Annotated in this window: 10 protein-coding genes; 5 read left to right on the top strand and 5 right to left on the bottom strand. The window is 67.9% G+C overall.

All coding sequences use genetic code 11. The features are described from left to right. The first annotated feature begins 124 nt into the window (after window positions 1–124). The gene (gene fdhA, locus AUL33_RS12240; protein WP_062208090.1) at window positions 125–1,315 is read left to right on the top strand and encodes a formaldehyde dehydrogenase, glutathione-independent; all 1,191 of its coding nucleotides are present in this window, start codon (window positions 125–127) and stop codon (window positions 1,313–1,315) included. Window positions 1,316–1,453: 138 nt separating this feature from the next. Here fdhA and AUL33_RS12235 read toward each other — a convergent pair whose 3' ends face one another. The 5 genes from AUL33_RS12235 to AUL33_RS12215 form a co-directional block, all read right to left on the bottom strand. After that, a complete protein-coding gene (locus AUL33_RS12235; RefSeq protein WP_306302795.1) occupies window positions 1,454–3,694 on the bottom strand; it encodes a xanthine dehydrogenase family protein molybdopterin-binding subunit in 2,241 nt (746 codons plus the stop codon). Continuing rightward, window positions 3,694–4,677, bottom strand: coding sequence for a xanthine dehydrogenase family protein subunit M (locus AUL33_RS12230; RefSeq protein ID WP_062208084.1), 984 nt, complete (start codon window positions 4,675–4,677; stop codon window positions 3,694–3,696). Before AUL33_RS12230 ends, AUL33_RS12235 begins: the two co-directional genes overlap by 1 nt. Then, window positions 4,674–5,192: a 2Fe-2S iron-sulfur cluster-binding protein gene (locus tag AUL33_RS12225; protein WP_082652544.1), complete on the bottom strand. Its 519-nt coding sequence runs from the start codon at window positions 5,190–5,192 to the stop codon at window positions 4,674–4,676. Before AUL33_RS12225 ends, AUL33_RS12230 begins: the two co-directional genes overlap by 4 nt. A gap of 154 nt (window positions 5,193–5,346) precedes the next feature. Next, entirely contained in the window at window positions 5,347–6,480 is a 1,134-nt protein-coding gene (locus tag AUL33_RS12220) for an anhydro-N-acetylmuramic acid kinase (RefSeq protein WP_062208081.1), read from the bottom strand. Window positions 6,481–6,605: 125 nt separating this feature from the next. Then, window positions 6,606–7,457: a DUF2793 domain-containing protein gene (locus AUL33_RS12215; RefSeq protein WP_062208077.1), complete on the bottom strand. Its 852-nt coding sequence runs from the start codon at window positions 7,455–7,457 to the stop codon at window positions 6,606–6,608. Between the two features lie 326 nt (window positions 7,458–7,783). Here AUL33_RS12215 and AUL33_RS12210 point away from each other — a divergent pair, with 326 nt between their 5' ends. From AUL33_RS12210 to AUL33_RS22640, 4 genes are all read left to right on the top strand, one after another. Beyond that, the gene (locus AUL33_RS12210) at window positions 7,784–8,248 is read left to right on the top strand and encodes a hypothetical protein (protein WP_062208074.1); all 465 of its coding nucleotides are present in this window, start codon (window positions 7,784–7,786) and stop codon (window positions 8,246–8,248) included. An 8-nt stretch (window positions 8,249–8,256) separates the two neighbouring features. Beyond that, window positions 8,257–9,345, top strand: coding sequence for a CsgG/HfaB family protein (locus tag AUL33_RS12205; RefSeq protein ID WP_062208072.1), 1,089 nt, complete (start codon window positions 8,257–8,259; stop codon window positions 9,343–9,345). Between the two features lie 125 nt (window positions 9,346–9,470). Beyond that, entirely contained in the window at window positions 9,471–10,298 is an 828-nt protein-coding gene (locus tag AUL33_RS12200) for a hypothetical protein (protein WP_062208069.1), read from the top strand. Window positions 10,299–10,465: 167 nt separating this feature from the next. Beyond that, window positions 10,466–11,782: an outer membrane protein gene (locus AUL33_RS22640; RefSeq protein WP_062208066.1), complete on the top strand. Its 1,317-nt coding sequence runs from the start codon at window positions 10,466–10,468 to the stop codon at window positions 11,780–11,782. The last annotated feature ends 121 nt before the right edge of the window (window positions 11,783–11,903 follow it).

The following is an 11,903-nucleotide window of genomic DNA, read 5'->3' as shown; positions in this document are numbered from 1 at the left end:
CCCTTCGCGCTGCCGCATCGAAAGGCAGGCGAAGGGTCTTCCGCTTCGCCCGATGCAGTCTACCCTTCGCGGTTGCGGATCGGCCTCGCGGCCGCGTCGCCAACACAAGATGGGAGGCCAGCGCATGAGCGGTAACAGAGGCGTCGTCTATCTCGGACCCGGCAAGGTCGAGGTCCAGTCCATCGACGATCCGAAATTCTCGGCGCCGGATGGGCGCAAGATCGAGCACGCCGTGATCCTGCGCGTGGTCTCCACGAATATCTGCGGCTCCGATCAGCACATGGTGCGCGGCCGCACCACCGCGCCGCAAGGCCTCGTGCTCGGCCACGAGATCACCGGCGAGGTCATCGAGAAGGGCGCAGACGTCGAGATGCTCGATGTCGGCGATCTCGTCTCCGTGCCGTTCAACGTCGCCTGCGGGCGCTGCCGCACCTGCCGCACGCTCGACACCGGCGTCTGCCTCACGGTCAATCCGTCGCGCGCCGGCGGCGCCTTCGGCTATGTCGACATGGGCGGCTGGATCGGCGGACAGGCGAAATACGTCATGGTGCCCTATGCCGACTTCAACCTCCTCAAGTTCCCGGACAAGGACCGGGCCATGGCCAAGATCCGCGATCTCACCATGCTCTCTGACATCCTGCCGACCGGCTTCCACGGCGCGGTGAAGGCCGGCGTCGGCGTCGGCTCCACCGTCTATGTCGCGGGCGCCGGTCCGGTCGGCCTCGCAGCCGCCGCCTCCGCGCGGATCTTGGGCGCCGCCGTCGTGATGATCGGCGACTTCAACAAGGAGCGGTTGGCGCATGCCAAGCGGGTCGGCTTCGAGCCGGTGGATCTCTCGCAGAGCGACCGGCTCGGCGAGATGGTGGCCGAGATCGTCGGCGTGCCCGAGGTGGATGCGGCGATCGACGCGGTGGGCTTCGAGGCGGTCGGCCACAGCGGCAAGGAGCAGCCCGCCGTGGTGCTCAACCAGATGATGGAGATCACCCGCGCCGCCGGCTCGATCGGCATTCCCGGCCTCTACGTGACCGAAGATCCCGGCGCCTCGGAGGCGGCGGCCAAGCAGGGCAACCTGTCGCTGCGCTTCGGCCTCGGTTGGGCCAAGGCGCAATCCTTCCACACCGGCCAGACCCCCGTGCTGCGCTACAATCGTCAGCTGATGACCGCGATCCTCCACGACCGCCTGCCGATCGCCGACATCGTCAACGCCGAGATCATCTCGCTTGAGGACGCCGCAAAGGGTTACGAGAGCTTCGACAAGGGCGCGGCGACGAAATACGTCCTCGACCCCCACGGCGACCTCGGCAAGGCCGCCTGACGACGAAACGAAAACGGCGCGGGAGAGAACCCCGCGCCGCCTTCATCATCAATCCGGAGATGACATCACCATCAAAACTTGCAGCTTCTCGCCTCTGGGGAGACGATCAAGCCGCGATGCCGTTGTCGGACCGCCGCCCTACTCCGCCGCCGAGCGAAAACTCGGGCGCGGCAGGCCGGCGATGACCTTGTCCAGCGTCATCGGATAGTCGCGCACCCGCACGCCGCAGGCATTGTAGATCGCGTTCGTCACGGCCGCGCCGACGCCGGCCAGCGCCAGTTCGCCGATGCCCTTGGCGGCCAGCGGGCTCGCCGCATGGTCGCGCTCGGGCAGCAGCACGACTTCAAGCTGCGGCACGTCGGCATTCACCGGCACGTGATACTCGGCGAGATCGTGGTTCACCAGAAGACCGGTGCGCGTGTCGATCACCAGCTCCTCGTGCAGCGCCGAGCCGATGCCGAAGATCTGCCCGCCGTAGCATTGCGAGGTCGCCGTCTTCTCGTTGAGGATACGGCCGGCCGCGGCCACCGTCAGCAGACGGCGAACCCGCGTCTCGCCGGTAAAGGCATTGACCGCCACCTCGCAGAAATGCGCGCCGTAGCTCGCCTGATGGGTGGCGGTGTACTGCTTGCCCGGTGCGAACTTGCCGGTGACGACAATGTTCTCGCCGGCCAGAAGCTGCGTGAACGGGGTCTGCCGGTTGCCGGCGATCGCGGTCCCGTCCTTCAACGTCAGGTCTTCGGCCGAGACGTCCAGCTTCTTGGCCAGCGCCTCGATGATTCCCTCGCAGGCCGCATAGACGGACGAGCCCGAAGAGTTCGCGCCCCACGAACCGCCCGATCCCGGCGCCTGCGGCAACTCGCTGTCGCCGAGCGACACCGCCACCTTGTCGGCCGGCAGGCCCAGCATCTCGGCCGCGATCTGGCGCAGGATCGTGTAGGTGCCCGTGCCGATGTCGGTCATGTCGGTCTCGATCAGCGCCGACCCGTCCGCCGCCAGCGTCACGCGCGCCGAAGACTGCTGCAGCATGTTCTTGCGCGAGGCGGCTGCCATGCCGAGGCCGATCAGCCATTCGCCTTCGCGCCGCGTGCCCGGCCGCACCGACCGCTTGTCCCAGCCGAAACGCCTGGCGCCTTCGTCCATGCATTCGACGAGCATACGCGAGGACCAGGGCAGGCCCTCCTGCGGATCCACCGCCGGCTCGTTCAGCTTGCGGAACTGGACGGGGTCGAGGCCGAGCTTCTCGGCCATCTCGTCCATCGCGTTCTCGGTGGCGAGCATGCCGACCGCCTCGCCCGGCGCCCGCATCGATGCGCCGAGAAGGATGTTCACGTCCGCCTTCCAGTGCCGGATCTGCCGGTTGTCGCCGCCGTAGAGGAAGACGGTCGAGATGCCCGCGGGCTCGAACCCGTCGTCGCCGGGCGTGTTGCCGGTGGTCGTGTCGTGACCGATCGCGGTGACCACGCCGTCCTTCGTCGTGCCGATCCGCACGCGCTGGATCGTGTCGGGCCGCCGGCTCGTCACCTGGTAGACCTGCTGGCGGGTCAGCGCGAGCTTCACCGGCCGGTCGATTTCCTTGGCCGCCAGCGCCGCGAACACGGCTTCGGGCGAAATGCCGAGCTTGCCGCCGAAGCCGCCGCCGACATAGGGGCTGACGATCCGCACGTGCTTCTTGTTGATGCCGAGCGCGGCCGCGAGCTGGCCGACATTGGTCGAGACGAGCTGGTAGGAGCCATAAAGCGTCAGGTCGTCGCCGTCCCAGACCGCGACGGACGTGTGCGGCTCCATCGCCGAATGGCTGTGGCTCGGCGTCGTATAGGTGGCGTCGAACGTCACCTCGGCCTTGCCGAACGCCGCGTCGAAGTCGCCCTTCTCGGTCATCGACGGCATCGTCTGCTCGCCGGGATCGAAGGCGTTCGCCTTCTCGGCATGCAGATCGTACTTGCCTTCCGTCGCCTTGTACTCGACGTGAACGAGCTTGGCGGCATCGCGCGCGATCTCGAAGCTCTCGGCGACGACAAGGCAGATCGGCTGACCGAAATGCGTCACCTTGCCGGCGATCGCCGCCGGCTTGGCATCGCTCGGGTCGGCCGAGGCACGAACCCCGTGCTTGTCGATCACGACATGCAGGACGCCCGCCATCGCCATCGCCGCGTCGGTGTCGATGGAGACGATGTCGCCCGAGCCGATGCTCGACGTCACGAGATAGCCGTAGGCCACCTTGCCGGCATGCTGATGCTCGTAGGCGTAGGGTGCGCGCCCGGATACTTTCAACGGGCCTTCCAGCCGGTCGATGCCCTTGCCGATGACGTTCTGGACGCCGCGGTCGAGACGCGTCTCGCCGATCGGCTCGTCCATCTTGATGCTGTGCGTATCCATCATGCGGCTCCCTGTGTCGCTTCGTCGAGGACGGCCGGCAGGACGCGGCGCATCAGATCGATCTTGAAGTCGTTGTCGCCATGCCCCTTGGCCTCCGCGAGGAGAATGTCCGTGGCCTTGGCGAAGACGGCCTCGCCGGGCGCCTGCCCCTTCAGGGCCGCTTCCACCGCTGCGTCGCGCCATGGCACGGTGCCGATGCCGCCGAAACCGAGCCGCACGTCGGCGATCACGCCGTCCTCCATGCGCACGACGGCCGCGATCGAAATGAGCGCGAAGGCGTAGGACGCGCGATCGCGGACCTTGCGGTAGAGATGCGTGCCGCCCAGCGGCTTGGGCAGCACGATCGCAGTGATGAGCTCACCGGCCTCGAGGTTCGTCTCGCGCTCGGGCGTCGTGCCGGGCATGCGGTGCAGCTCGTGGATGGGAATGCGGCGGGTCGAACCGTCGGCCTTCACCGTCTCCACCACGGCATTCAGCAAGCGCATGGCCACCGCCATGTCGGACGGGTGCGTCGCGATGCACTGGTCGGACGTGCCGAGGATCGCGAGGATGCGATTGAACCCGTCCATCGCGTCGCAGCCCGTGCCGGGCTCGCGCTTGTTGCAGCGCGCATTGGTCTCGTAGAAATAGCCGCAGCGGGTGCGCTGCAGGAGGTTGCCGCCGGTGGTCGCCTTGTTGCGCAGCTGACCCGACGCCCCCGCCAGGAGCGCGCGCGACAGCACCGCGTAGTCGCGGCGGATCCGCTCGTCGGCGGCCAGATCGCTGTTGGTGACGAGCGCGCCGATGCGAAGCCCCTCGCCCTCGGTGTCGATCGTCTTCAGCGGCAGACGGGTGATGTCGACGAGCTTCGTCGGCGTCTCGATCTGCAGCTTCATCAGGTCGAGAAGATTGGTCCCCCCGGCGATGAACTTGGTGGCCGCCGACGAGGCGATGGCCGCCGCCTCGCTCGAACTGGTGGCGCGGGCGTACTCGAACTGTTTCATGCCGCTGTCCCGTCCTTCAGGCTCTTGTCTTTCACGGTGCGGATCGCATCGACGATGTTGGGATAGGCCGAGCAGCGGCAGAGATTGCCGCTCATGCGCTCGGAAATCTCGGCGTCGGAGAGGTCTGCATGGCCTTCGAGGTCGGCCGTCACGTTGCTCGGCCAGTTGTCCTTGGCCTCGCCCAGCATGCCGACGGCCGACACGATCTGGCCCGGCGTGCAGTAGCCGCACTGGTAGCCGTCATGATGCAGGAAGCTTTCCTGCATCGCGTGCAGGTTCCCCGGCTCGCCGAGGCCCTCGATCGTGGTGATCTCGTCGCCGTCGTGCATCACGGCCAGAGTCAGGCACGAATTGATGCGCCGGCCGTTGACGAGAATGGTGCAGGCGCCGCACTGGCCGTGGTCGCAGCCCTTCTTCGTCCCGGTCAGGGCGAGATGATCGCGCAGCACGTCGAGAAGCGTGGTGCGCGGGTCGATATCGAGCGAATGCCCGGTTCCATTGACGGTGAGTTGCATGGAGGTGCCGCTCCTTAAAACGTTTCCAAATCGGGAACGCAGCTAGAGCGGCTTCGATGCATTCAAACGCGAGGGGCGAGTGAATAGTCCTCGCCCGCGACTTCATCTTGCGCGACGTTCCTGCGTCACGGCGGACCTCGGGAGCCGCTTGATTTCAGCGTGCGCGAGGCGCCGGCGGCAGGGCGACGCGCCCGCCCGTCATCGGCGCGGGCACGCCGGTCGTGGTGGGGAAGCTGATCGGCAGGCCTTCGAGCACGCGCACGGCGAGGAAAGCGAAGCACTCGGCCTCGACGGCATCGCCATGAAGGCCGCAGGCGTCGGCATCCACCACCTCGACGCCAGCGCGCGCCGCGATCTCGCGCATCAGCACGGGGTTGCGCCGGCCGCCGCCCGAGACGACGAGGCGTTTCGGCCGTTGCGGCAGGAGATCGAGCGCCCGGCCGACCGCCCCGGCGGTGAAGGCGGTGAGAAGCGCGGCGCCGTCCTCGGTCGACAGACCCTCCGCCATCTTGGCCGTGAAGTCGTTGCGGTCGAGCGATTTCGGATAGGGCGCGCCGCAATAGGGATGGTCGAGCAGCTTCGCGAGCCGCGCCTCGTCGACATGGCCGCGCGCGGCGGTGATGCCGTCACGGTCCATCTCGGCCCGCACCTTCTGGCCCATCCAGTCGTTGAGCGGCGCGTTCGCCGGGCCGGTGTCGAAGGCCTGCATCGTGCCGTCGGCGGACACCCAGGTGACGTTGGCGACGCCGCCGAGATTGAGGAACGCCGTGTCGACGCCCGCGCCGATCCGGCGCAGAAGCGCGCGGTGATAGAGCGAGGCGAGCGGCGCCCCCTGCCCGCCGGCCGCGACATCGCGCGAGCGAAAGTCGAACACGACGGGAATGCCGAGCCGCTCGCTCATCAAGGCACCGTCGCCGAGCTGGCGCGTCGCGCCGAGCCGGGCGGGCGTGCGCGCCCGGTGCAGCACGGTCTGCCCGTGGAAGCCGATGGCGCCGATATCCTCGGCCGGGATGCCCTCGTCCTCGAGGAACGCGGCGACCGCATCGGACTGGGCGATGGTCAGCGCGCGCTCGGCCTCGGCGAAGATCGCCGGCTCCGGGCCCTCGAAGCCCCAGGCGGCGGCCGTCGCGAGGGTTTCCTTCAACAGCGGGCGGATGTCGCGCGGATAGGGCGCGAGCATGCGCGGACCGAAATCATCGATCCGCTCGCCGTCCGTCTGCAGCATCGCGATGTCGACATTGCCGTCGAGCACCGTACCGGTCATGAGTCCGATCGCCCAGATCGACATGGCCGCTCTCCTGTCTTCGTCGAATCGCCCGGGCTCTGCGCCCGGACGCGTCCGTTCTACCCTGTCGCACGGCGTGGTGGGAGCCAGCCTGACGCGGCCGTGGATCACGCCGCCGGCATGGGCTTTTAAGCCACGACGGCGCGGTCGGTGACGCGCCGCCATGCCGCGCCGTCGCTGAAGGCCAGCACCGCGCCGCCCGCTTCGTCGGGGACGAACACGATCTGCCCGGCCCCCGCCGCGGCGGCGGGAAGCGCGGCCTTGGCGAAGGTGCCGACGCGCACGGGACCGCCGACATCGAGCGCGCAGACCGCCGCCCCAGCCCGCGCCACGGCGACGCGTCCGTCCGACGCGCCGATCCGCATCGCATCGCGGAAGCTCGCGCCGTCCGCCGAGACCCGCAGCGAGAAGTCGTCGTTGCCGACGAGGCCGAATTCGGCGCGGCCCGAGAACCCCGTCTGGAACAGGACGGCGGCGGTGCGCCCAGGCGCGGCCTTGTTGATGATCTTGCGGGCGTCCCCCGTCCCCGGCGTGCGCGCGTCGTGCGTCAACAGCTCGGCATCGGCGGCGACCGTCAGCCGGTTCGTGCTCGAGGGCTCGGCATTGACGGCGAAACTCGCGCTCGGCCGAGGGGCGAAGGGCTCGCCCGTCCACGCCCCTTGCGTGTAGACGAGAAGCACCTTGCGATCCCGCACATAGGCGATCTGCCCCTCCGTCGGCTCGATCTCGACGAAGGCGCCGTTCTCGCAGAGCGCCAGCGCGCCCTCCGCCATCGTCGCCCAGCGCGCGCCGCTGCGCCCCGCCGGCAGGATGAAGAGATCGCCTTCCGCCGCCGATTCCGGTTCGTCCGTCCTGTCGGCCGAGACGACCGCCGTCTGCACGAGCACGTCGAGCAGCCTCAGCGCCTCGTTGTGCGTCAGATGCTTCTGCGCCTGCTGCGGCATGAGATAGGGAAACCTGAGCCGGGACGACTGGGACATGAAACCTCCTGTTCGAAGACGAAAGGCAGTCTGCGCGCGGTCGACAGGACGCGGAGAAATCGGGGACAAGTCGGGCTCGGTCTTTCAGACGTCTTGCAGTGCACGCCCGCCACGGTTGTAGCCGTCCTGCAACACAGGCGAGCAGCAAGATTTCCGTATGCAATTTTGAGTTGCAGACGCTGAGGCTTTTATGGCCAAGTCGTTCCCGGGGAAGCTGCCGAAGCGGCAGCACAATCATCAGCTTGCCAGACCTTAGGACCGGACGCGTCTTTGCTGCGCGTTCCCAAGTCTTCGCGTGTCTGTCAGGTGTCGAGGGGAAGCGAACGATGAACCATTGCCTGCGAAATGCCTTCGCCATGGCCGTGGTCGTCGTCGGCGCGTCGGCAGGACTGGCCTTCGCTCAGAGCACGGTGAGCCCGGCGTCCGACTGGAACGGCAACTACGGCTTCAACTCGACGTCCGAGAAGAACCTCCGCCTCCTGCAGAGCGACATCCTGCGCAAGAACGAGGAGGGATATTACGAGTCCCTCGGCAAGACGCAGATCACCTCGTTCAACAACGTTCACTACGGCGACAACATCGCCACGCAGACGAACAAGACGGTCAACGACATCGAGCAGCAGACCACCGCGATCGGCGCGGTGAACAACTCGACGAACAACATCGACATTTCCGGGAAGGGCAACATCAACGTCTCGACGAACAACGAGGCGACATCGCGGGGCTGCCAGGACGGACACGTGTCGATCGACGCGGCGCTGCCCTCTCCCACGATGCCCAGCTGTAATTGAGGCTGGCGATGCGAACCCTTCTCAAGACGCGCCTGATTCCCGCCATGATGGCGCTTGCAACCCTGCCGGGTTGTGCCGCGGCGCCGGGCGTCGCGGCCTCGACGAGCAACGCCAAGCTCGTGCAGGGTCCGCCGATCAGCGACATCGTCACGCCGTTCGACAAGGCGCTGACCTGCCTCAACGGGCGCATCGCCCGCAACCTCGTCTTCTCGGTCGGCGCCGTGCTCGACCAGACCGGCAAGGAAAGCTTCACCGACGGCGGCGTGGGCAAGTTCGTGACGCAAGGCGCCGGCGACATGATCCAGTCGGCGCTGTTCAAGGCGGGCGCCACGGTGGTGAACCGCCGCGACCCCCGCGTCATGACCACCGAAGCCGAGTGGCGGATCCGCGACACGACACGCCAGATCCCGTCGAACTTCTACATCACCGGGTCGATCAACTCGCTCGACTTCATTCCCGGCAGCGGCGCCGAGGTCGAGGTCGCCGGCATCGGCGGACGCTACCGGCAGAACCGCATCCTGATCGGGCTCGATCTGGCGATGACCGACGCCAATTCCGGGCTGATCGTCGCCAACGTGCCGCTTCAGAAGCAGATCTTCTCCTCGGAAGCAGGGATCGGCGTCGGGCGCTTCATCGGCGACCAGCTGACGAACATCGATTTCGGCGGCCGCGAGCGCGAGGCGATCCATTTCGCGCTGCGGCAGATGCTGAACCTCTCGACCTTCGAACTGCTGACGCAGGTGATGAAGGCCGACAACTACGCCGATTGCCGCGACTTCGTGGATCGCGGGCACGGCTACATCGACAACACGAAGACGGCGGAAGCCGTCGGGGCGCTGGCCAAGTCGAAGGCGGCGGCCAAGGCCGTCGGTGCGCCGCCGCCGGGCGTCGCGGTCTCGCTGCCCGCCGCCGGCACCCCCACGCCGCAGCCGACCGCGAACCGTGCCGCATCCAGCGTGCCGGCGACCGCGCCGGCGGCCGGCCGCACCGAGAAGCCCTATGCCGGATCGAGCGGCAACTTTGCGGGCAGCGACGGCGGCAAGAGCGCATCCGAGGTCACGGAGCAGGCGAAGGCCCAGGCTATCCTGACCCAATGAGGAATTCGGCGGAGCGCTGGAACCGCTCCGCCGACCGACAGGGCTCTCTCGAACGACCTGTCCAACCATAGAGACCGCCGACAGGGAGCCGGCACGTCTCGGACATCACAAGCTGGAGCTAACAAATGAAATCCCTTTTCGCAATCGGCGCGTCGGCGCTGGTCATGGGTCTCGCCTCGGTCGGCGGCGCACAGGCGCAGTCGCTCGGTGCCACGATCGGCGGTGATCTGCTCGCCGTTCAGAACCAGTTCTCCAACGGCAACTGGGTTAACGAGTCGATCAACATCGGCGCCATCAACGGCGCGGTCACGCTCGGCCAGGCCGGAGCGGAAGTCATCACCAACGTCGATCTGCCGAACGTCGCGCTGAACATCGAGGCCGCGTCCGGTCTCGGCGTTGCCGTGCTGCCGCCGGCTCTGGCTCTTGCCAACGCCGGCGAGATCGGCCTCAATGTCGACCTCGGCAGCGTGGCCTCGCAGGTTCGCACCCTCGGCGGCATCGACTCCCTCTCCGAAATCAAGACCACGGTCGTCGGCGCCGTCAATACCGGCGACATCGCGTCGGCCGTCTCGACGGTCTCGGCCGCGACGAGCAACTCCACGACCCTCGACACCGGCAGCATCTCCGCAACCGTGTCTTCGTCGGCCCAGGCCGCTGCCAACACGTCGAACACCGCCTCGTCCTCGGCGGCGTCGCAGCTGGCTTCGCTCGACCTTCAGGGTCCTTCCAGCACTGTGACGACGGCGACCGAAGCCCTCGTCAGCGGCCCGCTGCTGGACGTCTACGCGACGAACCGCGCCTTCAACTCCGGCCCGATCACCGGTTCGGTCACGGGCATCGCCAACGACATGAACCTCAACGGCATCTCCACGACGGTCGTCGGCGCGGTCAACACCGGCACCATTTCGCAGGGCTTCAACGGCGCCGCCTTCGCCGCCAGCCTGCCGAACTAAAGTCCTTCGTGGGCGGGCGATCCGTCCCGCCCACGTCCCTATCCCGCCGTTCGATGCCAACCGCCTGCGGCCACGCGGGAGGGCTCGCGGACGACTGCACCCAACACCGCACCCTCGACCGGCGGTCCGCGAACGACGTCGGACCCATCATCTCTGGAGCTGATGTCGTGAAAACCCTTCTCCTCGCCCTTGCCGCCTCCACGATCGCCGGCTCCGCCTTCGCTGCCGACATCGTCGATTATCCGCCGCCCGAGCCACCGGTCGTCTTCGTTCCCGCCTTCTCGTGGACCGGCGCCTATGTCGGCGCGCAGGCCGGCGGATCGTTCAACGACGGCTCGAGCAACATTCCGACGTCGCTCATCTTCGTGCCCGGCATCGCCGCCATTCCCGGCACGCCGGGACGGCCCGCCGTTCCCGCCAATCCCGGCAACCCGGCGATCCCCGGCAATCCCGGCTCGCCAGCCATTCCCGCCAATCCCGGAAGCCCCGCCATTCCTGGAAATCCGGGTTCGCCCGGGACGCCGGCCACCCCCGGCTCCCCTGCCGTCTTCGGCACCCTCGAATATTCCTGCACGGCCGCGGCCGCCGGTGGCGCAGGCGCCGGCTCGTGCGCAGTCCAGTACCCGAACGGCACGAGCGGCATCATCTCCGCCGACGAACTCTCGGCCACGCTCGCCGGCACCGGCGAGGCCATCGCCTTCGGCGTGGCGCGTGAGGTCAGCATCGTCGTCACGCCGGCCGTTCCCGCATCGCCGGGCACGCCGGCCATCCCGGCCACGCCCGGCACCCCTGCCGTTCCCGCCACGCCCGGCAGCCCTGCGGTTCCCGCCACCGAAGGCACGCCGGCGGTTCCCGCGACGCCCGCCATTCCCGCCGTCGCCGCCACACCGGGCACCCCCGGCACGCCGGATGCGACCTACGCCTACGACTTCGGCGCCAACACGCGGGTCTATTCCGAGGATGACGACAGCTTCGCGGGCGGCGTGCATGTCGGCTACAACCATGCCTTCGCCCCGATCGGTGCCAACACGTTCGTGCTCGGTGCGATCGCCGATCTCTCCTATGTCGACATCACCAAGAGCGCCGGCATCACCGACGGCATCCAGACGATCGGCGTGTCGCAGGAGCTCGACTATCTCGCCACCCTGCGCCTCAAGGCCGGCGTCGGGCTCGACCGCTTCCTCGTCTACGGCACGGGCGGCGTCGCCTTCGGCAATGTCGAGACGACGATCATCAACACCGTCTTCGATGCCGCCACGGCAAAGGACGACACCCGCGTCGGCTACGCGGTCGGCGGTGGCACGGACTATGCGCTGACCGACAACGTGCTGCTCGGCCTCGAATATCTCTACACCAATCTCGGCTCCGACGACGACGCGAAGCAGGTCGTTCCGCTCCGCAACGGCGCCACCTTGACCACCAGGCCGGAGGGGGATTTCGACTTCCACACGGTCTGGGCCAAGGCCTCCTACCGCTTCGACTAAGGCCTGCCCGAAGCCTGAGGGACGGCGGGACAAATGTCCTGCCGATCCCCGGTCTTCGAGCGGCCATGAGGCGCAACCCTTCGGGCCCCGGCAATCCGTGTCCTGCCGCCGGGGTTCGATC

Origin of the sequence: Aureimonas sp. AU12 (genome assembly GCF_001463705.1) — a bacterium.
GTDB lineage: Bacteria > Pseudomonadota > Alphaproteobacteria > Rhizobiales > Rhizobiaceae > Aureimonas.
Note: the sequence above shows the minus strand (reverse complement) of the source record. Positions and strands in the feature narration are given on the sequence as shown.